This is a genomic window from Bacteroidales bacterium, assembly GCA_026418905.1.
Lineage (GTDB): Bacteria > Bacteroidota > Bacteroidia > Bacteroidales > DTU049 > JAOAAK01.
Genome location: JAOAAK010000018.1, coordinates 51,234 through 73,325, shown reverse-complemented (window position 1 = coordinate 73,325; position 22,092 = coordinate 51,234). Strand labels below are relative to the sequence as shown.

General features: G+C 38.1%; 33 protein-coding genes, 1 tRNA gene and 1 pseudogene. All 35 read left to right on the top strand.

The features are described from left to right. Positions 1-84 precede the first annotated feature (84 nt). The gene (locus N2Z72_04130) at positions 85-852 is read left to right on the top strand and encodes a hypothetical protein (GenBank protein ID MCX7696867.1); all 768 of its coding nucleotides are present in this window, start codon (positions 85-87) and stop codon (positions 850-852) included. A gap of 14 nt (positions 853-866) precedes the next feature. Further along, complete coding sequence (locus N2Z72_04125; GenBank protein ID MCX7696866.1) at positions 867-3,401, top strand: gliding motility-associated C-terminal domain-containing protein; 2,535 nt, start codon at positions 867-869, stop codon at positions 3,399-3,401. Between the two features lie 21 nt (positions 3,402-3,422). Next, complete coding sequence (locus N2Z72_04120; protein ID MCX7696865.1) at positions 3,423-4,469, top strand: PorP/SprF family type IX secretion system membrane protein; 1,047 nt, start codon at positions 3,423-3,425, stop codon at positions 4,467-4,469. A 146-nt stretch (positions 4,470-4,615) separates the two neighbouring features. Continuing rightward, a complete protein-coding gene (locus tag N2Z72_04115) occupies positions 4,616-6,151 on the top strand; it encodes a hypothetical protein (GenBank protein MCX7696864.1) in 1,536 nt (511 codons plus the stop codon). A gap of 230 nt (positions 6,152-6,381) precedes the next feature. Continuing rightward, positions 6,382-6,452: transfer RNA gene (locus N2Z72_04110), tRNA-Cys, on the top strand. Positions 6,453-6,569: 117 nt separating this feature from the next. Then, positions 6,570-6,947: a 30S ribosomal protein S12 gene (gene rpsL / locus N2Z72_04105; GenBank protein ID MCX7696863.1), complete on the top strand. Its 378-nt coding sequence runs from the start codon at positions 6,570-6,572 to the stop codon at positions 6,945-6,947. Positions 6,948-6,962: 15 nt separating this feature from the next. Next, a complete protein-coding gene (gene rpsG, locus N2Z72_04100; GenBank protein MCX7696862.1) occupies positions 6,963-7,430 on the top strand; it encodes a 30S ribosomal protein S7 in 468 nt (155 codons plus the stop codon). Between the two features lie 17 nt (positions 7,431-7,447). Then, entirely contained in the window at positions 7,448-9,553 is a 2,106-nt protein-coding gene (gene fusA, locus N2Z72_04095; GenBank protein ID MCX7696861.1) for an elongation factor G, read from the top strand. Between the two features lie 12 nt (positions 9,554-9,565). Then, entirely contained in the window at positions 9,566-9,877 is a 312-nt protein-coding gene (gene rpsJ / locus N2Z72_04090) for a 30S ribosomal protein S10 (protein ID MCX7696860.1), read from the top strand. 18 nt (positions 9,878-9,895) lie between these two features. Further along, the gene (gene rplC / locus N2Z72_04085) at positions 9,896-10,528 is read left to right on the top strand and encodes a 50S ribosomal protein L3 (GenBank protein MCX7696859.1); all 633 of its coding nucleotides are present in this window, start codon (positions 9,896-9,898) and stop codon (positions 10,526-10,528) included. Then, positions 10,519-11,175 carry a 50S ribosomal protein L4 gene (rplD, locus tag N2Z72_04080; protein ID MCX7696858.1) on the top strand — a complete coding sequence of 219 codons (657 nt, stop codon included), beginning with the start codon at positions 10,519-10,521 and terminating at the stop codon, positions 11,173-11,175. Before rplC ends, rplD begins: the two co-directional genes overlap by 10 nt. Positions 11,176-11,178: 3 nt before the next feature. Then, positions 11,179-11,478, top strand: coding sequence for a 50S ribosomal protein L23 (gene rplW, locus N2Z72_04075; GenBank protein MCX7696857.1), 300 nt, complete (start codon positions 11,179-11,181; stop codon positions 11,476-11,478). A gap of 11 nt (positions 11,479-11,489) precedes the next feature. Then, positions 11,490-12,311: a 50S ribosomal protein L2 gene (gene rplB, locus N2Z72_04070; GenBank protein MCX7696856.1), complete on the top strand. Its 822-nt coding sequence runs from the start codon at positions 11,490-11,492 to the stop codon at positions 12,309-12,311. 6 nt (positions 12,312-12,317) lie between these two features. Further along, positions 12,318-12,593 (top strand): 30S ribosomal protein S19, encoded by a 276-nt coding sequence (rpsS, locus tag N2Z72_04065; GenBank protein MCX7696855.1) that lies wholly within the window; start codon positions 12,318-12,320, stop codon positions 12,591-12,593. A gap of 13 nt (positions 12,594-12,606) precedes the next feature. After that, on the top strand, positions 12,607-13,041 hold the full coding sequence (locus tag N2Z72_04060; GenBank protein ID MCX7696854.1) for a 50S ribosomal protein L22: 435 nt from the start codon (positions 12,607-12,609) through the stop codon (positions 13,039-13,041). A gap of 1 nt (position 13,042) precedes the next feature. Then, positions 13,043-13,669, top strand: a pseudogene (gene rpsC / locus N2Z72_04055) (30S ribosomal protein S3). A gap of 131 nt (positions 13,670-13,800) precedes the next feature. Next, positions 13,801-14,226 (top strand): 50S ribosomal protein L16, encoded by a 426-nt coding sequence (gene rplP / locus N2Z72_04050; protein MCX7696853.1) that lies wholly within the window; start codon positions 13,801-13,803, stop codon positions 14,224-14,226. 11 nt (positions 14,227-14,237) lie between these two features. Continuing rightward, positions 14,238-14,450 carry a 50S ribosomal protein L29 gene (rpmC, locus tag N2Z72_04045; GenBank protein MCX7696852.1) on the top strand — a complete coding sequence of 71 codons (213 nt, stop codon included), beginning with the start codon at positions 14,238-14,240 and terminating at the stop codon, positions 14,448-14,450. Then, positions 14,437-14,706: a 30S ribosomal protein S17 gene (rpsQ, locus tag N2Z72_04040; GenBank protein MCX7696851.1), complete on the top strand. Its 270-nt coding sequence runs from the start codon at positions 14,437-14,439 to the stop codon at positions 14,704-14,706. Before rpmC ends, rpsQ begins: the two co-directional genes overlap by 14 nt. A 2-nt stretch (positions 14,707-14,708) precedes the next feature. Then, the gene (gene rplN, locus N2Z72_04035; protein MCX7696850.1) at positions 14,709-15,077 is read left to right on the top strand and encodes a 50S ribosomal protein L14; all 369 of its coding nucleotides are present in this window, start codon (positions 14,709-14,711) and stop codon (positions 15,075-15,077) included. A gap of 15 nt (positions 15,078-15,092) precedes the next feature. After that, entirely contained in the window at positions 15,093-15,428 is a 336-nt protein-coding gene (gene rplX, locus N2Z72_04030; GenBank protein MCX7696849.1) for a 50S ribosomal protein L24, read from the top strand. Continuing rightward, a complete protein-coding gene (gene rplE, locus N2Z72_04025) occupies positions 15,425-15,979 on the top strand; it encodes a 50S ribosomal protein L5 (GenBank protein MCX7696848.1) in 555 nt (184 codons plus the stop codon). The genes rplX and rplE overlap by 4 nt, the downstream gene beginning before the upstream one ends. 2 nt (positions 15,980-15,981) lie before the next feature. Then, complete coding sequence (gene rpsN / locus N2Z72_04020) at positions 15,982-16,251, top strand: 30S ribosomal protein S14 (protein ID MCX7696847.1); 270 nt, start codon at positions 15,982-15,984, stop codon at positions 16,249-16,251. A 12-nt stretch (positions 16,252-16,263) separates the two neighbouring features. Beyond that, the gene (rpsH, locus tag N2Z72_04015; GenBank protein MCX7696846.1) at positions 16,264-16,662 is read left to right on the top strand and encodes a 30S ribosomal protein S8; all 399 of its coding nucleotides are present in this window, start codon (positions 16,264-16,266) and stop codon (positions 16,660-16,662) included. Between the two features lie 16 nt (positions 16,663-16,678). Next, positions 16,679-17,236: a 50S ribosomal protein L6 gene (gene rplF / locus N2Z72_04010; GenBank protein MCX7696845.1), complete on the top strand. Its 558-nt coding sequence runs from the start codon at positions 16,679-16,681 to the stop codon at positions 17,234-17,236. 19 nt (positions 17,237-17,255) lie between these two features. Further along, positions 17,256-17,624, top strand: a complete 369-nt coding sequence (rplR, locus tag N2Z72_04005) for a 50S ribosomal protein L18 (protein ID MCX7696844.1) — start codon at positions 17,256-17,258, stop codon at positions 17,622-17,624. A 4-nt stretch (positions 17,625-17,628) separates the two neighbouring features. Continuing rightward, positions 17,629-18,147, top strand: a complete 519-nt coding sequence (gene rpsE, locus N2Z72_04000; protein MCX7696843.1) for a 30S ribosomal protein S5 — start codon at positions 17,629-17,631, stop codon at positions 18,145-18,147. A 3-nt stretch (positions 18,148-18,150) separates the two neighbouring features. Further along, positions 18,151-18,333, top strand: a complete 183-nt coding sequence (gene rpmD, locus N2Z72_03995) for a 50S ribosomal protein L30 (protein ID MCX7696842.1) — start codon at positions 18,151-18,153, stop codon at positions 18,331-18,333. Positions 18,334-18,346: 13 nt separating this feature from the next. Continuing rightward, a complete protein-coding gene (gene rplO / locus N2Z72_03990; GenBank protein ID MCX7696841.1) occupies positions 18,347-18,793 on the top strand; it encodes a 50S ribosomal protein L15 in 447 nt (148 codons plus the stop codon). 14 nt (positions 18,794-18,807) lie between these two features. Beyond that, on the top strand, positions 18,808-20,172 hold the full coding sequence (secY, locus tag N2Z72_03985) for a preprotein translocase subunit SecY (GenBank protein MCX7696840.1): 1,365 nt from the start codon (positions 18,808-18,810) through the stop codon (positions 20,170-20,172). 2 nt (positions 20,173-20,174) lie between these two features. Next, entirely contained in the window at positions 20,175-20,972 is a 798-nt protein-coding gene (gene map / locus N2Z72_03980; protein ID MCX7696839.1) for a type I methionyl aminopeptidase, read from the top strand. Further along, entirely contained in the window at positions 20,945-21,160 is a 216-nt protein-coding gene (infA, locus tag N2Z72_03975; GenBank protein ID MCX7696838.1) for a translation initiation factor IF-1, read from the top strand. The genes map and infA overlap by 28 nt, the downstream gene beginning before the upstream one ends. A gap of 12 nt (positions 21,161-21,172) precedes the next feature. Further along, the gene (rpmJ, locus tag N2Z72_03970; protein MCX7696837.1) at positions 21,173-21,295 is read left to right on the top strand and encodes a 50S ribosomal protein L36; all 123 of its coding nucleotides are present in this window, start codon (positions 21,173-21,175) and stop codon (positions 21,293-21,295) included. 2 nt (positions 21,296-21,297) lie between these two features. Then, the gene (gene rpsM / locus N2Z72_03965; GenBank protein ID MCX7696836.1) at positions 21,298-21,678 is read left to right on the top strand and encodes a 30S ribosomal protein S13; all 381 of its coding nucleotides are present in this window, start codon (positions 21,298-21,300) and stop codon (positions 21,676-21,678) included. A gap of 17 nt (positions 21,679-21,695) precedes the next feature. After that, complete coding sequence (gene rpsK / locus N2Z72_03960; GenBank protein ID MCX7696835.1) at positions 21,696-22,088, top strand: 30S ribosomal protein S11; 393 nt, start codon at positions 21,696-21,698, stop codon at positions 22,086-22,088. Positions 22,089-22,092 lie beyond the last annotated feature (4 nt).

The following is a 22,092-nucleotide window of genomic DNA, read 5'->3' as shown; positions in this document are numbered from 1 at the left end:
AGATGTGTATAAGAGACAGCCATACTTATCAACAATCTTGCTGGTGAGCCCACCTTAGCTCCAGGAACTCCTAATTCTGGAAGGGTGGGGACATCTACTACACCTTGGTTTACAGGTTATGCTATAAATGGTTGGCAAACCGGGTCGCGCAAAGCATATAAAAGAGATGTTGTTAACGTTTGGGATTATAAGGATCTAGTCATGAATGATATTCGTAAACTCGAGCCTCGTTGGTATAAGTATAAATCAGAAGTTGATCAATTGACGAATGATCATTACATGAGAACACGCTTCAACTATCACTTGGGCTTTTTTGTTGAGGATTTGCCCGATTATGTCAAAGATAACACTTTTTCGTTTGTTTCAGATTATGAAATCGCTTCTCTTGCCATTGTAGGTGTAAAACATGTGGATGAAAGATTGCAACTGATTGAAAAGCACGTACCGGTAACTGAGTATGGGGTGGGAAGCGTTAGTGGTAGAGAAGTGCGTATATCTTATTCAAAAGATTTCCAGCAAATGGATTTAGTTGAAGTACCTGTGGTTATGATCACACCTACGAGTCCTGATGCTGAATTTTATGTGAAAAATGCAGACAAAAGTGGTTTTACGTTGGTGAGTGAAAATGGACCCATGACATTCAATTGGGTAGCTATGGCTAAGCGAGTTGAAAAAACCCAAGTAATAGAACCTCCAAAAGATATTTTGGAAAAGATACGTGTACCTGATGAGAAGAAACAACTTATGATGAAGTTTGCTGAACCTAGATCGCAACAAACTTTGAAACTATTACGTGATGAGAACGAAGATCCATCCCAACACAAGACGTTGCGTTACATGCCTAACAAATAAATAGAGGAGTGATCATGAAGTCGATTGCCTTTCTGATCATGATTGTGGGTTGGTGTTTGTTGGATGCACAGCTCTTTTACAACAATGGAGCAGTGGTGCATCTTAAAAGTGGAGCCATCGTACAGGTCAATGGATCTTTAACTAATGCGTCGGGAGGGATTGTTACGTTAGAAGCTGTTCCAAGTTCTGACCTTTACATAGCAGGTGATCTCACCAACAACGCGACTATAAATGGCGCTGGAAATATTCATCTTTGGGGGAACTGGACCAACAACGCCACATTCAATCACAATAACGGACACGTGATGCTCAAGGGTGGAAATCAAACACTTGGGGGAACTCAAATTACAACTTTTTTCAATTTAACTCTGTTGGGCACGGGTATCAAAACACAAGCTCAGCACGAACAAGTCGCGGGTGTTCTCAACCTCAACGATCGAGAACTTGCAACACAAACCTACACGATGTATGTACTCAATACGTCTACCAATGCAATTCAACGCACGACTGGTTTTGTTAGCAGTCTCAATGGGGGTTACTTATCACGTCAAACAAATCAAAATGCATCTTATTTGTTCCCCGTAGGTTCGAGTGTGGGAACACCACGTTATCGTCCTGTCGAACTGACACCTGCTACTGCTGCTGCCAATACGTATGTAGTGCGAATGGCTAATGTAGACGCAACTTCGGAAGGTTATGACCGTTCTCAAATGGAGGCAGGTCTTTGCCAGATTAATCCATACTTTTATCATCAAATCAATCGTACCGCTGGTGTTGATGCTGTAAACATGCGAATTTATTATAATCCAGTCCAGGATGGTAATTGGGATAACCTGGCACGATGGTATTTAGCTCCTAACCAATGGAGAAAGCTGGTAAGTTCAGCAACCACAGCTGGTACGCCCATGTATTATGGATGGGTAAATGCATGGAATGATTTTTCTCAGCAGGCTTTCGCCCTTTCTCGTGGAGCGCCAATTGTGAATCTGGGAAACGATACCACCATTTGTAGCACGACACCACTGACTTTAAATGCAGGAACAGGATTCGATTCCTACAGCTGGAGTACCGGTAGTAATTCCCAATCTATACAGGTCAGCACATCTGGTACCTATAGCGTAACTGTTACTGCAGGCAGTTGTAACGCATCAGATGCCATTCAGGTCACTGTGATCAATACGCCTGTTGTTGAACTAGGACCTAACCAGAATATTTGTCAAGGTAACACAGTCGTTCTGGATGCTGGTAATCCTGGTGCTTTGTATGATTGGAGTACGAATGAACATACGCAAACCATTACCGTAGGCACATCAGGTACATATAGTGTTACAGTTACAAACGGAGGGTTGTGCTCAGCTACTGATCAGGTAACCATTACCGTGTATCCTTATCCTGTAGTAGATCTAGGCAATGATACAGCTTTTTGTCAGGGCAACACGTTGGTACTCAACGCTGGCAATCCTGGTGCTACTTACAATTGGAGTACGGGTTCTTCAAATTCTACCATTAACGTCAGTACCAGTGGCACCTACAGCGTTACAGTCACCTATGGTGGGATATGCTCAACTTCGGATGCTATTCAGGTGACCGTATGGCCTGCACCTGTGGTTAATTTAGGACCTGATATAACGATTTGTCAAGGACAACAAGCTGTACTCGATGCCGGAAACCCGGGAGAAACTTATGTGTGGAGTACCAATGAAAATACACAAACAATCATTGTTTCTACTTCAGGCACTTACAGTGTGACAGTGACCAACTCTTATAATTGTTCTAACAGTGATGCAGTTATTGTAACTGTTCAACCTTACGCTGATGCTACCATTACTACTACCGACACAACATATTGCTCCAATGAGAATCCTGTTCAACTCACTGCTGTTACTGCAGGTGGTACTTGGAGTGGCCCAGGTATCACAAATTCACAAAATGGAACATGGAATCCTGCTACGGCAGGAAGTGGGTCTCACATGATTATTTATACCATAGCTGGGCAATGCGGTGACAAAGATACCATCTATCTTGTTGTTCTATCGGCTCCAGCGATTCAAATTTATTCACAAAACCAGATTTGCATGGATTCCGCCGACGGAAAAGCATGGGTTCAAGTAACCGGTGGAAACCAACCTTATGTCTATGTTTGGAACAACAATGCTTCGAATGATACGATAGTAAATTTGCTTCCAGGAATTTATTCCGTTACGGTAACTGATGCCAATGGTTGTAAGGATGCAGCTTCCGTCAATGTTGTTGCTTCTGATGATTACTGTGGCGATATTGGTGTATGGGTTCCAGATATTTTTTCACCCAACGGTGATGGTATGAATGATGTGTTGTATGTCCTAGGTGGAGGAATAAAACAAATGAAATTCTTTATTTACGATCGTTGGGGTGAAAAAGTCTTTGAAACAACTACCTTACAGCAAGGATGGGATGGAACATTTAGAGGCAAGCCCGTAGATCCTGGAGTCTTTGTCTATTACTTAAGTGTCACTTTCATTAACGATGAAACTGTGATCAAGAAAGGTAATATAACAGTCGTACGTTAAAAAATTAATTAAGGTAGAGATATGAGAAAGTACTTATACTTATTAATGATATTAATCGGTTTTGAAAGGATAGAAGCTCAGGATTTTCATTTTTCTTTTTTTAACACTACTGCTTTGAATTTGAATCCTGCAAATACCGGTGCTTTTGCTGGCGATCAGAGAGGTCTTCTTGTTTATCGAAATCAATGGAAAAGCGTTACGGAGCCTTACGTAACATATTTGGCAAGTTTTGACATGGGAATTGCTAAGAAGACTAGCCAAACTGGTTTTTTGGCTGTGGGAAGTACTCTTTTATCGGATAAAACAGGTAGCAGCGAATTCAAGACTTTAAAAGCGACACTTTCTATAGCTTACCATGTGATATTAAGTATGAAAAGTATCCTATCTGCTGGTCTTAATGGTGCCTATGTGCAGCAAAGCTTTGATCAAAGTGGTCTTTTTTGGCATAATCAGTTTACAGGAAATGGCTTTGATGCTTCCATTCCTAGTGGGGAAAACATTACTTCTGAAAAACGACAGATGGGAGATGTATCTGCTGGTCTATTATATAGCTATGTAAGTAATGAAACTTCCATAGCCTCCAACGATGGTGTGAAGTTGAATGTTGGCGTAGCTTACCATCACATTAACAGGCCTAAGATCGATTTTACGGGAGAAGAATTTAAAAGACTTTACAGTAAATTCTTGTTTCATTTTCGTGGGCAGATAGGTCTTTTTTATACAAATACAGCACTTATTCCTGAAGTCTTAACAGCATTTCAAGGTCCTGCTCGCATGATTACTTTTGGGATGGGCGGACGGTTCATGCTAAAAGAGCAATCGCGTTATACGGGATTTGTAAAAGAGTCTGCACTCACATTGGGTGGATATTTTCGTGTAGGTGATGCAATTAATCCTTATCTTACGTTTGAAGTAGGAAGTTTTGCTTTTGGCTTAGTGTATGATATCAACATTTCAGGTCTTGCCAAAGCATCGAATGGACGAGGAGCTTTTGAAATATTACTCCAGTATGTCAATCCTAATCCTTTTAAATACAGACGAAATGCTGCTAATAATAGTTTCTTTTAATTAAAGCAAACGTATCCTAATTTTTTTGCTAAAAATTTTTCATGACAATGTTGTTTGATTTTAGCGAATTTTTTTTGCAGTAGTTAAAAATTAAGCAGCATTTCATTTACTCCAAAAAATGATTTTTTTTAATTTTGAAAAAAAACATGAAAGAGTTATATGTTTTTTTTGCAATCTTTATATTGTATTTTATTAAGGGGCAGAACGTTGGTATTTCAGAAACGATGATCACACCACATGCCTCTGCTATGTTAGAAATTCGATCTAGTGGAAAAGGTGTACTTATTCCAAGGGTATCTCTTAATAGTACTACTTCACCAAGTCCCATCAGTTCCCCAGCTACGAGTTTGCTGGTTTTTAATACTGCAATGGTGAACGATGTTCAGCCTGGTTATTACTATTGGGATGGTAATAAATGGGTTTTACTTATTTCGTCATCTTCAGCAGGAAACTATGCATGGCTTTTGGCGGGTAATGCAGGAATCGTACCTGGTACACATTTTCTTGGGACAACCGATCTTAAAGAAGTTATCTTTAAAACTGCTAACAACGAAATTATGCGATTGACCACGGATGGAAAAGTAGGTATCGGAACAACTACTGTAAATGGAAAGTTGGATGTCCGTACTAACAACTTGGGTGATGCAATTTATGTTGAAAGTTCTCAGTTTGCAGGGAATGGTATACAAGTTTATGTGAATGCAAGTGGTATTACTTATGGAGTTTGGGGAAAGGTAAATTCAACTACCAACTCTTCAAAAGCTTTGTATGGGCAAAACTTGGCTACTTCGGGCGTTGTATTTGGTGTTGATGGTCGTACGTACTCCAATGACGGTCATGCTATTAGAGGTTATAATAGTTCCACTACTGCTCCTACCAATCCTAATTCTCCTAGTACAGCTGTTTATGGTCAAAACGATGCACCACAATCTATTACTATTTGGGGTGTATCTAATAATAATACAACTTCGCAAAGTTTTGCCATCTGGGGGGAGACTCGTGGCTCCAAAAGCATTGGTGTAGTGGGAGTAGGGAATGGGATTTCTGCTTTAAACATCCCTAGTGATGGTTGTGGTGGTTATTTTACGGGTACGTCTACAGGCACTTTTAGTTATGCTACCAACACCAGTGGCGACAGGCAAGCATATTATGCTATGTGGCGAAATAATGTAGGCACAACTCGCATGGCTCAGATAGGAGGTTTTATCGGTGGAACTGAATATAAAATAACAGGAAATGGTGCGGCTGGAACCATCGTAAAAGATTTGAATCAACAAGAACGTATCATGTTTTGCCCGGAAGCACCACAGGTTGTTTTTCACGATATGGGGCGAGGAAAATTAAAAAATGGGCGAGCTTACGTAAAATTAGATGAAATTTTTTCTTACAATGTCATTATTGATGATCAGCATCCCGCCAATGTCTTTATTCAACCTTTGGGGCCTTGCAATGGCATGTATGTAACCAATATTACACAAGAAGGCTTTGAAGTGGTCGAACAAATGAATGGAACCAGTAATGTTGAGTTTTCATGGTTCATCATAGCTGTTCGAAAAGATGAGGTGGAGAATGGACGAATTGTTTCTCGCTATCAGGACCTTAGATTTCCATATGCACCTCCTCACTTAAAAGGAATTAACATTCAACATCAGCTTCCACCAAATATTGAAGAAAAAAAATGATGCTTTAGTGACTTGATTACATTACGCCAAATTCAATTACTAGCTAATGAGAGTCAAGCAAAAAATATAAATTAAAAGTTAAGGAAATTAAAGGAGATGAGTTTTTCTGAAATAAAAAATTATAGGAAAACGATTAAATATGATGCTGTATATAAGCAATTTTGGGAATAAATAATATTTCTCAAAATAATTTGCGTACGAAAGAATATTTTTTGTAATTTTGTTGCGATGGTCTCATGGCCGAGTGGCTAGGCAACGGTCTGCAAAACCGTCTACAGCGGTTCGAATCCGCTTGAGACCTCAAGGATGAATATCTTTTTATCGTCTTTTTAACATTTTTTTATAAAAATATTTGTTATTTCAAAAAAACTCTCTACCTTTGCAAGCCCAAAATGGGAAAAAGTAATTTGCTTTATATATGCCAACGATACAGCAATTAATAAGAAAAGGAAGGGAGAAAGTTAAGAAAAAGAGTAAAAGCCCAGCTCTTCAGGGAAATCCTTTTAAGAGGGGAGTTTGTACGCGTGTGTATACGACGACACCAAAGAAGCCGAATTCAGCCTTGCGGAAAGTTGCTCGTGTTCGCCTGACGAATGGTTATGAAGTTACGGCTTACATTCCTGGTGAAGGGCATAATTTGCAGGAACACAGTATTGTGCTTGTTCGCGGTGGACGTGTAAAAGATTTACCAGGTGTGAGATATCATATAGTACGAGGAGCACTTGATACGGCAGGTGTTGAAAATAGAAAACAACAAAGATCCAAGTACGGTACGAAACGTCCTAAGAAAAAATAAAATTATAAATAAGATATGAGAAAAGCTAGAGCCAAGCGACGCGAAGTGCAACCCGATCCCAAATTTGGTGAAATAATAGTAACCAAATTTGTAAATAATATCATGAGAAGAGGGAAAAAGAATAAAGCATTTAAGATATTTTATCAATCTTTGGAAATTGTTGCAAAGAGAACCAATGAAGACGGGTTAGAAGTTTTCAAGAAAGCACTTGCCAATGTAACACCTCAGGTAGAGGTGCGAAGCCGTCGAATTGGAGGTGCAACATTTCAGATACCTACAGAAATTCGCCCCGAAAGAAAGATGAGTATTGGAATGAAGAACCTCATTGCTTTTGCAAAAAAGCGAAACGAAAAAGGAATGGCTGCCAAGCTTGCTGCTGAAATTATTGCTGCCTACAAAGAAGAAGGGGGTGCATTTAAACGAAAGGAAGATATTCATCGCATGGCAGAGGCTAACAAAGCTTTTGCTCATTTTAAAGTTTAAGTTAAGAAAGATTAATGATGGAGCTGACGTCGGTAAGAAATATAGGGATCATGGCTCATATTGATGCTGGTAAAACCACTACCACGGAGCGGATCCTTTATTATACCGGCGTTAATTACGAAATAGGTGAAGTGGATGAAGGAACAGCAACAATGGACTGGATGATCCAAGAACAAGAACGAGGTATTACCATTACTTCTGCTGCTACAACTGTATACTGGCACGTGAATAATAATAGATATCAAATTAATATCATTGATACACCAGGACATGTTGATTTTACGGCTGAGGTAGAACGAAGTCTTCGTGTATTGGATGGTGTTATTGCTATTTTTTGTGCTGTAGGAGGGGTTCAGCCACAAAGCGAAACGGTCTGGCGTCAGGCAAACAAGTATAACGTCCCTCGTATTTGCTATGTTAACAAGATGGACAGGCAAGGTGCCGACTTTTTTAGAGTGATTAAGCAAATTGAGGAAAAATTTAAATCAAATCCTCTTCCTTTACAACTTCCCTTGTTCGAAGGAGAGTCATTTATAGGTGTGATAGATCTGATCGAAAAAAAAGCTTATAAATGGGATCAAACATCTTTAGGAAAGGAGTTTTATCAAATTCCTATTCCGGAGGAAATGATTCCTGAAGTTGAGAAACAGCGGGAACATATTCTCGAAGTTGTTGCTGAACAAAATGCTGAATTATTGGAAAAATTTATTGATGATCCTGGGTCCATCAGTGATGAAGAAATTATAGCAGAAATACGTAGGTTAACCATACAAAATAAGATTTATCCAGTTTTTTGTGGGGCATCGTTTCATAATACAGGTGTTCAGAAATTGTTGGATGCGGTTTGCCTATATTTGCCTAATCCTCTGGATATACCACCTGTTGAAGGAATCAATCCAAAGACATTAGCTAAAGAAGTTCGCCATTCTTCCTCTGAAGAACCTTTATCTGCATTGGTATTTAAGGTTGCTAATGACCCATATGTAGGTAGGATCTCATATGTTCGCGTATATAGTGGTAGAATAGAGCAAGGAGATCAGGTTTATAATTCTAATTTGAATAGAAAAGAAAGAGCAGCAAGGCTACTTCGGATGCACTCTAATAAACAAATACCTATTGATGTTATTGAGGCTGGAGACATCGGTGCAATTGTTGGATTGAAGTTTTCAAAGACTGGGGAAACCTTATGTGATGAAAAACACCCTATTGTGTTAGAAACTATCGAATTTCCTGAGCCTGTGGTTAATATAGCTGTTGAGCCTAAGGTTCAAGCTGATGTAGATAAGCTTTGGCAAACTCTTCAACGTTTTGCTGATGAAGATCCTACATTTGAAGTAAAACAAGATGATGAAAGTGGTCAAACTATTATTAGTGGAATGGGTGAATTACACTTAGAAATTATTATAGATAGACTCAAACGTGAATACAACATAGAAGTTAACCTTGGTAAACCACAGGTGGCATACAGAGAAGCTCCAGCACGAGAGATCACTCACCGAGAAATTTATCAACAACAAGCTGGAGGCAGAGGGAAATACGCTGAAGTTGAAATTACTATATTTCCTTTGTCAATTTCTTATAAAGGTTTATTGTTTGAAAACAAAGTCAAAGGTAAACAAGTTACCAAGGAAATTGAACAGGCAATTCAAAGAGGCATACAAAGCGCTATGCAGACGGGGGTGTATGCTGGTTACCCTGTATATCATGCTCATGTCATACTTAATGATGTCGTAGTACACCCTGTGGACAGTGATCCGATGGCGTTTGAAATTTGTTCAACATTAGCTTTTAAAGAGGCTTGTCGTAAAATATCTATGCATTTGCTCGAGCCTATCATGAAGCTAGAGGTGATAACACCTGAAGAGTATTTGGGGGATGTTACAGGTGACATTACTCGAAGAAGAGGTGAGATTATTGCTGTTGAGCCTCAGGTTCAGGCTATTTCTGTAAGAGCAAATATTCCCCTTGCTGAGACTTTTGGTTATGTAACCAGTTTACGAAGTTTAACGTCTGGAAGAGCTACCAGCACTATGGAATTCTCACATTATGCAGTTACACCTCCGGATTTGGTAAAAGAAATCGTATATCAAACAAAAGGAATTATTGTTCGTCAGTTGGATTAAAAATTAAATGCCGTGAGCAATAGGATTAGAATCAAATTAAAAGCGTACGATCACTACCTGGTGGACAAATCAGCTGAAAAAATTGTCAAAACAGCTAAGGCCACCAATGCTGTTGTAAGTGGACCCATACCGCTTCCGACAGAGAAGAAAATCTATACTGTCAATCGCTCAACTTTTGTCCACAAGGAATCGCGAGAGCAGTTTATGCTGGCTACATACAAAAGGTTGATAGATATTTATTACAGTGAGAGATCTAAAACCATTGACGAGCTCATGAAATTAGAATTACCTCGCGGGGTTGAGGTTGAGATTAAAGTTGTATAACTTTAAATATACACAAGCATGTCTGGACTTATAGGAAGAAAAATTGGAATGACTGGTTTCATAGATGCCTCTGGGAAGATGATCCCATGCACAGTAATTGAAGCCGGTCCTTGTGTGGTTACCCAAATTAAAACTAAGGAAAAAGATGGCTATGATGCAATACAATTGGGCTTTGATGAAAGAAAGGAAAACAAAACTCCCAAGTCTCTCATAGGTCATTTTAAAAAGGCTAGTACAACTCCTAAGAAAGTTCTCATGGAATTTACACGTTTTGAAGAAGAAAAACGGAAGCAACTGGGGCAAGTTCTTACTGTTGACGAAGTTTTTGTGGAAGGAGAGTTTATTGATGTTACTGGAATTTCTAAAGGGCGAGGTTTTCAGGGTGTAGTCAAACGACATGGCTTTGCTGGAGTTGGTGAAAGTACTCATGGTCAACATAACCGATTGAGAGCCCCTGGATCATTAGGTGGGTCATCTTTCCCAAGTCGTGTTTTCAAAGGGTTAAGAATGGCTGGAAGAGATGGTGGAAAAAAGGTTAAAATCATCAATTTGCAAATACTCAAAATTTTCCCCGAAAAAAATCTCCTCCTTGTAAAAGGTTCGGTTCCCGGACCTAATGGTGGTTATTTAAAACTAGAAAGATGGATTTAAAAGTTTATAACATTGAAGGTAAAGAAGTGGGTAGAACTGTCAAGGTGGATGAAACAGTTTTCAATGTCCAACCTAACCCACATGTGATATATTTGGATGTGAAACGCATTCTTGCGGAAAAGAGGCAAGGTACCCATAAAACTAAAGAAAGAAGTGAAATAACAGGATCCACGAAAAAACTATATAGGCAAAAAGGTACTGGTAATGCCAGGCGTGGAGATATTAAATCTCCCTTGCTGATTGGTGGTGGAAGGATTTTTGGACCAAAACCTAGAAACTATTCCATCAAGGTTAACAAAAAGGTTTCGATTTTGGCAAGAAAAATTGCTCTTTCTGAAAAAACACGCGAGAATGCTATTCGAATAATAGATTACATTCATTTTGAAAATTACAAAACTCAACAAGCTGTTGCCTTTTTGAAAAATTTTGATTCTTACGAAAAAAAATCACTATGGGTGTTAGATGAATGGAATAATAACGTATATTTGTCGACCAGAAATTTGCAGAATGTGAAAGTTATAAGTGCTTCAGATTTAAATACTTATGATATACTAAATGCAGAAATTCTATTTATCTCTGAAAAATCATTAGAGATCATACATGCATTGTGGGGTTCATCACAAGAAGAAAAAACATTAAACGTATAAACTATGGAGATCAATGATATTTTAATAAAACCGTTGTCAACTGAGAAAATGACCCGTCAGGGAGAGAAATTGAATAAATATGGCTTTATTGTACATAAGAAGGCAAATAAGATCCAAATTAAAGAAGCTGTTGAAAAACTTTATAACGTTAAAGTAACCTCTGTTAACACCATGCTCTATAGGGGGAAGAGAGTGGTTCGTTACACAAAAAGAGGATGGATAGAAGGGAAAAGAGATGCTTTTAAAAAAGCAATTGTAACTTTGGCGGATGGATATACAATAGATTTTTATAGCAACATTTAAAAAAGAAAAGCATGGGACTAAGAAAATTTAAACCTGTTACACCAGCTCTGAGATTCCGAGTATTGAGTACATTTGATGATATAACAGCTACAAAGCCTGAAAAAAGTTTACTTATTTATAGAAAAAGTACTGGCGGACGGAATAATCAGGGTAAGATGACCATGCGATACAGAGGCGGGGGGCATAAAAAAATGTATCGTCTCATTGATTTTAAAAGAAATAAAGATGGTATACCGGCTGTTGTGAAATCCATTGAATATGATCCCAATAGAAGTGCTCGCATAGCTTTGGTTGTTTACAAAGATGGAGAAAAACGATATATCCTTGCTCCACAAGGTTTGAAAGTTGGGCAGACCATTATTTCAGGAACGAATGTGCCTATTGAAATAGGAAATACACTTCCACTCAGCGAAATACCTTTAGGTACGTTGGTGCATAATGTCGAATTAAGGCCAGGGCAAGGAGGCAAATTGGCAAGATCGGCTGGCAATTTTATTCAAATTCTATCTAAAGAAGGGAAATATGCTGTTTTAAAAATGCCCAGTGGTGAGACAAGATTGGTTCTTCAGTCATGTCGTGCTACCATAGGCGTGGTTTCAAATCCTGAGCATAATCTTGAAAGAAGTGGCAAAGCTGGTCGTTCGAGATGGTTGGGAAGGCGTCCAAGAACTCGTGGTGTAGCTATGAACCCTGTAGATCATCCTATGGGTGGTGGTGAAGGACGTGCTTCAGGTGGTCATCCACGTTCTCGCAAGGGTATTTATGCTAAGGGTTACAAGACCAGAGGGAAAAAACCAAGTGATAAGTTCATTATTGAAAGAAGAAAAAAATAAAAGCTTATGAGTCGATCGTTAAAGAAAGGACCTTATGTACATTATAAGCTATTGAAGAGAGTGCTGGAAGCTCAGAAGACCGGCAACAAGACGCCTATTAAAACCTGGTCACGAGCATCTATGATCACCCCAGATTTTGTTGGTCTTACAATCCAGATACATAATGGAAATAAATTTATACCTGTTTATATTACTGAAAACATGGTAGGGCATCGCTTAGGGGAATTTGCTCCTACCAGAATTTTCCGTGGTCACGCAGGTCAGAAAAAAGATAAAAAATAAAATGAACTAGGTCATGGGAGCAAGAAAACGAATAGCAGCAGAGAAACGTAAAGAATTAAGGAAAACTCAATACTCAATAACTTTAAAGAATTGTCCTATCTCGCAAAGAAAGGTGAGGGCAGTAGTTGAACTTATAAAAGGTAAGCCGGTGGAGCATGCTTTAGCTATTTTAAAAAATTCTGTTTTTGGCTCATCTATTTATCTATATAAGCTTTTACTCTCAGCTATTGACAGTTGGAAGGCGAAAACTGAAAATAAGATCAGATTAGAGGAAGCTGGTTTGTACGTAAAATCGGTAAAGGTAGACGGAGCCCGAATGCTTAAGCGAATTCAACCTGCTCCTCAGGGTCGTGCCCATCGAATTCGCAAACGTTTTAGTCACATTACCATTGAATTAGGTAGTAAAACCGAAGAACAAAATAAAGTTAACGAAACAGTAAAAGAATAAAATGGGACAAAAAACAAATCCAATAGGCAATCGTATAGGAATTATTAGAGGATGGGACTCCATCTGGTATGGGGGCAAGAATTTTGCTGAAAAGTTAATTGAAGACGATAAGATCAGAAAATATTTACAAGTACGTCTTGCCCGTGCCCAAGTTTCAAGAATAGTTATTGAGCGAAGTGTTAAGTTTATTACCGTGACGATTTACACTGCTAGACCAGGAGCTATTATTGGAGCTAAGGGAAGGGATGTTGAAGAACTTCGTGAGGAATTAAGAAAATTAACAAACAAGGAAGTACAGATTAATATTTCCGAGGTAAAACGTCCAGAAATTGAAGCTGTTCTTGTTGCAAATAATATTGCTCGGCAAATAGAAGGACGTTTTTCTCATCGTAGAGCTATCAAGACAGCCATAGCTTCTGCGATGAGACTTGGAGCTGAGGGTATTAAAGTGACCATATCGGGTCGTATAGGTGGGGCAGAAATGGCAAGAACAGAACATTACAAGGAAGGTCGCACACCGTTGCACACATTTCGTGCTGATATTGACTATGCTTTGGCAGAGGCTCATACTACATACGGTCGTTTAGGAATTAAGGTTTGGATTTGTAAAGGTGAAATTTATGGCAAGCCCGATTTTTATGGACTAGGTGAAGCTCATATGGGTCGCGGTGAAAGAAAGGAAAAAAGCATAGGAACTCCTCATAGACCAAATTACAACAAAGCAAAATCCAAAAAACAAGAATCTAAAATGTAAAAGTTATGTTGCAACCAAAGAAGACAAAATACCGTAAGGTACAGAAGGGAAGAATGAAAGGGATAGCCCAACGAGGATATACCGTTGCATTTGGATCTTTTGGAATAAAAACATTGGACAGTGCTTGGATCACTTCCCGTCAGATTGAAGCTGCACGTCAAGCGCTTACTCGTTATCTTAAACGTGAAGGGAAAGTCTGGATACGCATTTTTCCCGATAAAATAGTCACCCGTAAACCCAATGAAGTACGTATGGGTAAAGGAAAGGGAAATCCTGAATTTTACGTAGCACCTGTTACTCCTGGAAGAATACTATTCGAGGTAGATGAAGTTCCTCTTGAAGCTGCAAGAGAAGCTTTGCGTCTTGCTGCCCAAAAACTCCCAGTAAAAACAAAGTTTGTAGTCCGCCCTGATTACGTGGAGAATAAATAAATTTTAGTACCATGAAGTATGAAGTAATTCGTCAAATGTCGACTAAGGAATTAAAAGAACGATTAGAAGAAGAAAGGTTGAGTTTAACCAGATACAAATTAAATCATAGAATTAGTCCTTTAGATAACCCGCATGTTATCAAGCAAACCAAAAAAACCATAGCAAGAATTTTAACAGAATTAAGAAGAAGAGAATTAGAAGGAAAAGAAAATGGAAACAAATAAAGTGAAGCGCGGATTGAGAAAACAACGAGTTGGAATTGTTGTAAGCGACAAAATGAACAAAACTGTAGTGGTTTTGGTAGAACGTCATGTGAAAGATCCTATATATAAGAAAGTAGTAACTCGCAGTAAGAAATATATGGTCCATGACGAAAAAAACGAATGTCAAGTAGGAGATAAGGTACTTATTATGGAAACTAGACCTTTAAGCAAAAGAAAAAGATGGAGAGTGGTTGAAATTATTGAAAAAGTTAAATAACCATGATACAACAAGAAACAAGACTTAAAGTGGCAGATAACAGCGGTGCACGAGAGGTTTTATGCATTCGCGTACTAGGAGGGACCAAAAGGCGTTATGCGTCTGTAGGTGACAAGATTATTGTGACTGTCAAGGATGCATTGCCCAATGGAAACATTAAAAAGGGAACTGTGACTAAGGCTGTTGTTGTCCGTACAAAAAAAGAAATTCGTCGACAAGATGGTTCTTACATCAGATTCGATGAAAATGCTGTAGTATTGTTGACTCCTGCTGACGAGCTAAGAGGGACTCGCATTTTCGGACCTGTACCTAGAGAGCTACGTGAAAAACAGTACATGAAAATTATTTCATTGGCACCAGAAGTTTTATAACGAAATGCTTTGTCTATGAAGTCAGAAACAAAAAGGTTTAAACTGAAAATAAAAAAGGGAGATACTGTATTGGTTATTGCAGGTGATGATAAAGGGAAACAGGGTCGTGTGATCAAGGTTTTCCCTTCACTCAATAAAGCACTAGTTGAAGGAGTTAACATCGTTGCTAAACATCAAAAACCACGTGCACGAAATGCACAAGGGGAAATTGTTCGTAAAGAAGCACCTATACATATTTCCAATCTGATGCTCATTGATCATAAGGGTCAACCTACACGTGTAGGTCGTGTTAGGAAGGAAGATGGTACTATAGTTCGTTATTCAAAAAAATCAAAGGAGGAAATTAAATGACAAACTACGTACCTCGTTTAAAGAAAAAATATTTTGATGAAATTAGACCTGCCATGATGGAAAAATTTCAGTATAAATCTATCATGCAGGTTCCACGACTTGAAAAAATATGCATCAACCAAGGTGTTGGCAAAGCAACACAGGATAAAAAATTGCTTGAATTTGCTGTAAGTGAGTTAACTCTAATCACTGGGCAACGTGCTGTAATTACTAAAGCAAAGAAAGATGTTTCAAATTTTAAAATTCGTCGTGGAATGCCCATAGGCGTTCGGGTTACATTGCGTGGAGATCGCATGTATGAATTTCTGGATCGCCTTATATCAGCAGCTATTCCTAGGATTCGTGATTTCAGAGGTGTTAATGACAAAGGTTTTGATGGAAGAGGTAATTACACACTTGGAATCAATGAGCAAATTATTTTTCCTGAAATCAATATCGATAAAATATATAAGATTTCAGGGATGGATATAACTTTTGTAACATCTGCTCGAACAGATAAGGAAGCATTTGAATTGTTAAAACTTTTTGGTATGCCATTTAAAAAATCATAGTTATGGCAAAGGAATCCATGAAAGCAAGAGAAAGAAAGCGAAGGCAGTTGGTGGAAAAGTATGCAAAAAAACGAGCCGAACTTAAAGCTAAGGGTGATTACCTTGCTTTACAGCGTCTTCCACGTAATTCCTCTCCAGTTCGCCTTCATAATAGATGTATGATCGATGGCCGTCCAAAAGGATACATGAGGGATTTTGGTATATCTCGTATCAATTTCCGATTTATGGCCAATCAGGGTTTAATTCCAGGTGTAAAAAAAGCAAGTTGGTAAAAATGTGAAATTATGAGCACAGATTCTATTGCCGATTTTTTGACGCGTGTGCGAAATGCTCTACAAGCCAAGCATAGGGTGGTGGAAGTGCCTGCTAGTAAGATGCGTATTGAAATTGCACGAATTTTAAAGGAACATGGATATATTTTAAGTTATAAAGTTGATGAAAAAATGAACAAAAAAATACTCAAATTGGCTTTAAAATACCACCCTGTAACTAAAATGCCTACTATATCAATGCTAAAACGTGTTAGCACACCCGGTTTACGAAAGTATACTTCAGTGGAAGATATGCCACGTGTGATGAACGGGCTTGGTATTGCAATCATAAGCACAAACAAGGGATTGATGACTGACAAAGAAGCTCGTAAACATCATGTGGGAGGTGAAATAATATGTTATATAGCCTAAAAATGGAGGAATTATCATGTCGAGAATAGGAAAGATGCCCATTTTTATACCCAAAGGCGTAGAAGTTAAGGTTACGCCCGATAATGTGGTGTTGGTTAAAGGACCTAAGGGAGAATTAAAGCAAGAGGTTAAGCCTACCATAAGAGTTAAAGTAGAAAATAATCAAATTATTTGTGAACGATTAAACGACGAAAAGCAAACGAAAGCTTATCATGGCTTATATAGGACACTTATCAACAACATGGTTAAAGGAGTTCACGAAGGATTTACCATCACCATGGAAATGGTAGGTGTGGGTTATAAAGCATCTGTTTCTGGAAACTTGTTGGATCTTTCTTTAGGTTTTTCACACAATGTGATATTTGAAATGCCAAAAGAAGTACAAGTTGAGGTAATTACTGAAAAAGGACAAAATCCAAAAATAATTTTGCGTTCATATGATAGGCAAGTGTTAGGTCAGGTGGCGGCCAAAATTCGAGCATTGAGAAAGCCTGAACCTTACAAAGGAAAAGGTATCCGTTACATTAATGAATACATACGTAGAAAAGCTGGTAAAGCTGCAGCTGCTAAGTAATGAGTAAAATCGAAAAACTATGAGGTCAAAATTTAAAAACGAAAAAGAGTTTAGAAGATGGCGGATCAAAATGAGGATCCGGAAAAAAATAAAAGGAACATCTTCAAGACCTAGGATGTCTGTTTTTAGAAGTAACAAGGAAATTTACGTTCAATTAATCGATGACTATGCGGGTCGAACACTTGCTGCTTTCTCATCTCGCGTGAAAGAGGTAGCTCAAGTGGTTGGCACGAAAACAGATAAAGCCAAATTGGTTGGGAAAAAAATTGCTGAACTGGCTATTCAAAAAGGTATTACTGAAGTTGTTTTTGATCGAAATGGATACAAGTATCACGGGAGAGTAAAAGCTCTGGCTGAAGGTGCCAGAGAGGGAGGTTTAAAATTTTAATTTTATGCAGAGAGTTATTAATAAAAAAGTAAGGGCAGTTGATACTGAATTAAAGGAAAGGCTGGTCACTGTTAAACGTGTAACAAAAGTAACGAAAGGCGGCCGAGCTTTTAGTTTTTCAGCTATTGTAGTGGTTGGGAATGAAAATGGTATTGTTGGTATTGGCTTAGGAAAAGCCAAAGAAGTAACTTCTGCTATTTCTAAAGGTGTCGAAGATGCTAAGAAAAACTTGTATAAAATAAATATTTTAAAGGGAACCATACCACATGAAGTTGAAGCCAAATTTGGTGCAGCTAAAGTATTAATAAAACCTGCTGCTCCCGGAACAGGTGTAATTGCAGGAGGTGCCATGCGTGCTGTTCTTGAGAGCGTGGGAATTAAAAATGTTTTAGCTAAATGTAAAGGTTCAACCAATCCTCATAATGTGGTGAAAGCAACCATGACTGCTTTGTTGCAATTAAAAGATCCTTTCGAAGTTTCTCAAATGAGAAATATTCCATTGGAAAAAGTTTTTAATGGATAGCATATGAAAAGGTTAAGAATTCAGTTGATTCGTAGTGTGATAGGTGAACCTTTGAAGAACAAGAGAACCATTAAAGCATTGGGATTACGTAGACTGAATTCTGTGGTAGAACATCGGGCAACTCCACAAATTCTTGGAATGATTAAAAGAGTTCAGCATTTATTGTTATATAAGGAAATTAATTAAATTGATAACCATGATACGTTTGGATCAGTTAAAGCCAGCTAAGGGTTCTGTACACAAGGAAAAAAGAATAGGCAGGGGCGAAGGTTCTGGTCATGGAGGCACTTCAACTCGTGGCAACAAGGGTGCAAAGTCCAGAAGTGGATATAGTAAAAAAATTGGTTTTGAAGGTGGACAGATGCCATTGTATAGAAGAATTCCTAAGTTTGGATTCACCAATCCTAATAAGATTTTTTACAAAGCTATTAACCTTGATACTTTAGAACGCATAGTTACACAGTTTGATTTGCAAGAAATTACACCCGAAATTCTTAATCAACATGGTTTGATTGGAAAAAATGACAAAGTGAAAATACTTGGAAGAGGAGAAATTACTAAAAAAATCAATGTTAGTGCCCATGCTTTTTCACGAAAAGCCATGGAAGCAATAGAAAAACAAGGAGGTATAACTTCAATAATTTAAAATATAACTAAATAATGAGCAGATTAATAAACACTATTCGAAACATTAACAAAATAGACGAATTAAAACAACGAATTCTTTACACACTTTTTCTTGTTTTAATCTATAGACTTGGAGCTCATGTCATTTTGCCAGGAATTGATCCTCAAGTTTTGAAAGAATCTGGATCGATAGGGCAGGGTGGAATTCTTGAGTTGATTAACATTTTTTCTGGTGGTGCTTTTTCATCAGTATCTATTTTAGCACTAGGTATTATGCCTTACATCTCTGCATCTATTATTATTCAGCTTTTAACAGTAGCTGTACCTTACTTTCAGAAATTGCAAAAGGAGGGAGAGAGTGGCAGAAAAAAATTAAATCAGATAACTCGTTATTTAACTGTTTTTGTTGTTATAGCTCAATCTCAAGGATACTTAAGTTACGTAACATCCATGATTCCACCTGAAGGAATTTACCCTTTTAGATCTGATATAACCCATTTACCTTTTTTATTTAGGTTCTCTTCAACCATTTTGTTAACTGCTGGAACATTATTTGTGATGTGGCTAGGTGAGCGAATAACCGACAAAGGGATTGGAAATGGAATCTCTTTGCTTATCATGGTTGGGATCATAGCTCGATTCCCATTTGCTCTGGTGGCTGAATTTGCCTCTCGCCTTGAAGTTGGCGGGGGTGGTCTGTTTGTTTTCATTGTCGAACTTATAGTTTTAATTGTTGTAGTAGTGATTACTATTATGCTTGTTCAGGGAACTCGTAAAATACCTATTCAATTTGCTAAGAGAGTTATCGGAAACAAACAATATGGTGGAGTTCGCCAGTATCTACCTCTTAAAGTTAATGCTGCAGGTGTGATGCCTATTATTTTTGCTCAAGCTATCATGTTCTTGCCTGTTACCATAGCAGGGTATGCAAAAAGTCAGGAATTATCTGGATTCCTATCTTCTATGATAAATCCTGATGGATTTTGGTACAATCTAGTTTTTGCTTTCTTGATCATTATTTTCACTTACTTCTATACAGCTATTACAATTAATCCCACGCAAATGGCTGAAGAATTAAGAAAAAACGGAGGATTTATCCCTGGTATTAAGCCAGGTAAACCAACAGCTGAATTTATTGATAATGTAATGTCAAAAATTACTTTACCAGGTTCTCTATTTCTTGCTTTTGTTGCTATCATGCCTGCTTTAGTTAGAACTTTTGATGTGAATTCGCAGTTTGCCCAATTCTTCGGTGGAACTTCATTGCTTATCTTGGTTGGAGTTGTTTTGGATACGTTGCAGCAAATAGAAAGTTATCTTCTCATGCGACATTATGATGGACTGACCAAAAGTGGCAGAATTAAAGGTAGAACTTCACCTGGTATGATGGGGTACTGATTATGATTGATTTGCAAAAAACAGAAGAAGAAATACAAAAGATTAAAGAAAGTTCTTTGCTTGTTGGGAAAACATTAGGCGAAATAGCAAAATTGATCCGCCCCGGTATAACTACTGCACAGCTCGATAAGATAGCAGAGGAGTTCATTTTTTCCCACGGAGCTATGCCTGCTTTTAAAGGTTATCGTGGATATCCGGCTACTTTATGTGTTTCGATCAACGATGAGGTAGTACACGGAATACCTAGCGATAGGGTAATTCAAGAAGGTGACATAGTTTCTGTGGATTGCGGGGTTTATTTCAAGGGTTATTTTGGCGACTATGCATATACTTTTATCGTCGGAGACATAGATGAAAAAGCACGAGATCTGGTGCGAGTGACTTATGAAGCTTTGCAACTGGGGATAAGGGAAGCTATAGCAGGTAATCATCTGGGAGATATTGGTAATGCAATTCAAACACATGTGGAAAAACATGGGTTCAGTGTCGTTCGAGATTTAGTCGGGCATGGGATTGGGAAAAATTTGCATGAAAAGCCTGAAGTACCTAATTATGGTAAAAAGCATAAAGGGATGAAATTAATGACGAACATGGTACTTTGCATAGAACCAATGATCAACATGGGAACCTATGAGGTTTATGTTGCTTCCGATGGTTGGACTATAAAAACAAAGGACCGAAAACCCAGTGCTCATTTTGAGCATATGGTGGTAGTGAGAGATCAACATCCTGAAGTTATTTCCACTTATGAATTTGTAGAAAAAAATTACATATGGCCAAACAAGATCTCATTGAAATAGATGGAACTGTGATAGAAAGTTTGGGGAATGCTATGTTTCGCGTTGAATTACCCAACGGGCACATAGTCTTAGCACATATCTCAGGTAAAATGAGAATGAACTACATTAAAATTTTACCGGGGGATAAGGTAAGACTGGAAATGTCGCCATATGATTTGTCCAGGGGAAGAATTACAAAAAGATATTAAAATTTGAGCATTATGAAAGTACGCGTTTCTGTTAAACGAAGATCTTCCGATTGTAAAGTTGTGCGAAGGAGAGGGAGAGTTTATATTATCAATAAAAAGAATCCAAGATATAAACAACGTCAAAAAGGTAATTGAATATGGCACGAATTGCAGGTGTTGATTTACCAAGAAACAAAAGAGGAGAAATAGCACTTACTTATATTTATGGTATTGGTCGTTCGACAGCAAAGAAAATACTAGTGAAAGCTGGTGTTTCTTTCGACAAAAAGGTTTCTGAATGGTCTGACGATGAGCTAGCTAAAATTCGTCAGATTATCAACGATGAAGTAAAAACTGAAGGAGCATTACGCTCTGAAATTCAAATGAACATCAAACGATTGATGGATATTGGCTGTTATAGGGGAATTCGTCATCGTTTGGGACTACCTGTTCGTGGTCAACGTACACGGACCAACGCTCGAACCAGAAAAGGTAAGCGTAAAACAGTAGCCAACAAAAAGAAGGCACCTAAAGGTTAAAAGTAAAAGTGTTGATTATGGCTAAACAACAAACCAAAGCATCAAAAAAGAAAAAAGTAAAAGTAGAACCCTTTGGTAAAGCTTTTGTCAAAGCAACCTTTAACAACGTGATAGTTACTCTTACTAATGATGATGGTCAAGTCATCTCATGGTCATCTGCTGGCAAAATGGGTTTCAGGGGAAGTAAAAAAAATACACCATACGCTGGTCAGGTTGCAGCAGAAGATGCCGCCAAAATAGCTTATGATGCAGGATTAAGAAAAGTTAAAGTGTTTGTAAAAGGACCTGGGGCAGGTCGCGAAAGTGCTATTCGTGCTATTCATAATTGTGGTATAGAAGTAACTGAAATTATTGACATTACACCTATTCCACATAATGGCTGTCGTCCACCCAAACGTAGAAGAGTTTAACAAG

Bases quoted from the DNA above. Each gene is read 5' to 3' on its own strand.
- N2Z72_04125 (MCX7696866.1), top strand. From the start codon at position 867: ATGAAGTCGATTGCCTTTCTGATCATGATTGTGGGTTGGTGTTTGTTG.
- N2Z72_04120 (MCX7696865.1), top strand. From the start codon at position 3,423: ATGAGAAAGTACTTATACTTATTAATGATATTAATCGGTTTTGAAAGG.
- N2Z72_04115 (MCX7696864.1), top strand. From the start codon at position 4,616: ATGAAAGAGTTATATGTTTTTTTTGCAATCTTTATATTGTATTTTATT.
- rpsL (MCX7696863.1), top strand. From the start codon at position 6,570: ATGCCAACGATACAGCAATTAATAAGAAAAGGAAGGGAGAAAGTTAAG.
- rpsG (MCX7696862.1), top strand. From the start codon at position 6,963: ATGAGAAAAGCTAGAGCCAAGCGACGCGAAGTGCAACCCGATCCCAAA.
- fusA (MCX7696861.1), top strand. From the start codon at position 7,448: ATGGAGCTGACGTCGGTAAGAAATATAGGGATCATGGCTCATATTGAT.
- rplC (MCX7696859.1), top strand. From the start codon at position 9,896: ATGTCTGGACTTATAGGAAGAAAAATTGGAATGACTGGTTTCATAGAT.
- rplD (MCX7696858.1), top strand. From the start codon at position 10,519: ATGGATTTAAAAGTTTATAACATTGAAGGTAAAGAAGTGGGTAGAACT.
- rplW (MCX7696857.1), top strand. From the start codon at position 11,179: ATGGAGATCAATGATATTTTAATAAAACCGTTGTCAACTGAGAAAATG.
- rplB (MCX7696856.1), top strand. From the start codon at position 11,490: ATGGGACTAAGAAAATTTAAACCTGTTACACCAGCTCTGAGATTCCGA.
- rpsS (MCX7696855.1), top strand. From the start codon at position 12,318: ATGAGTCGATCGTTAAAGAAAGGACCTTATGTACATTATAAGCTATTG.
- N2Z72_04060 (MCX7696854.1), top strand. From the start codon at position 12,607: ATGGGAGCAAGAAAACGAATAGCAGCAGAGAAACGTAAAGAATTAAGG.
- rplP (MCX7696853.1), top strand. From the start codon at position 13,801: ATGTTGCAACCAAAGAAGACAAAATACCGTAAGGTACAGAAGGGAAGA.
- rpmC (MCX7696852.1), top strand. From the start codon at position 14,238: ATGAAGTATGAAGTAATTCGTCAAATGTCGACTAAGGAATTAAAAGAA.
- rpsQ (MCX7696851.1), top strand. From the start codon at position 14,437: ATGGAAACAAATAAAGTGAAGCGCGGATTGAGAAAACAACGAGTTGGA.
- rplN (MCX7696850.1), top strand. From the start codon at position 14,709: ATGATACAACAAGAAACAAGACTTAAAGTGGCAGATAACAGCGGTGCA.
- rplX (MCX7696849.1), top strand. From the start codon at position 15,093: ATGAAGTCAGAAACAAAAAGGTTTAAACTGAAAATAAAAAAGGGAGAT.
- rplE (MCX7696848.1), top strand. From the start codon at position 15,425: ATGACAAACTACGTACCTCGTTTAAAGAAAAAATATTTTGATGAAATT.
- rpsN (MCX7696847.1), top strand. From the start codon at position 15,982: ATGGCAAAGGAATCCATGAAAGCAAGAGAAAGAAAGCGAAGGCAGTTG.
- rpsH (MCX7696846.1), top strand. From the start codon at position 16,264: ATGAGCACAGATTCTATTGCCGATTTTTTGACGCGTGTGCGAAATGCT.
- rplF (MCX7696845.1), top strand. From the start codon at position 16,679: ATGTCGAGAATAGGAAAGATGCCCATTTTTATACCCAAAGGCGTAGAA.
- rplR (MCX7696844.1), top strand. From the start codon at position 17,256: ATGAGGTCAAAATTTAAAAACGAAAAAGAGTTTAGAAGATGGCGGATC.
- rpsE (MCX7696843.1), top strand. From the start codon at position 17,629: ATGCAGAGAGTTATTAATAAAAAAGTAAGGGCAGTTGATACTGAATTA.
- rpmD (MCX7696842.1), top strand. From the start codon at position 18,151: ATGAAAAGGTTAAGAATTCAGTTGATTCGTAGTGTGATAGGTGAACCT.
- secY (MCX7696840.1), top strand. From the start codon at position 18,808: ATGAGCAGATTAATAAACACTATTCGAAACATTAACAAAATAGACGAA.
- map (MCX7696839.1), top strand. From the start codon at position 20,175: ATGATTGATTTGCAAAAAACAGAAGAAGAAATACAAAAGATTAAAGAA.
- infA (MCX7696838.1), top strand. From the start codon at position 20,945: ATGGCCAAACAAGATCTCATTGAAATAGATGGAACTGTGATAGAAAGT.
- rpmJ (MCX7696837.1), top strand. From the start codon at position 21,173: ATGAAAGTACGCGTTTCTGTTAAACGAAGATCTTCCGATTGTAAAGTT.
- rpsM (MCX7696836.1), top strand. From the start codon at position 21,298: ATGGCACGAATTGCAGGTGTTGATTTACCAAGAAACAAAAGAGGAGAA.
- rpsK (MCX7696835.1), top strand. From the start codon at position 21,696: ATGGCTAAACAACAAACCAAAGCATCAAAAAAGAAAAAAGTAAAAGTA.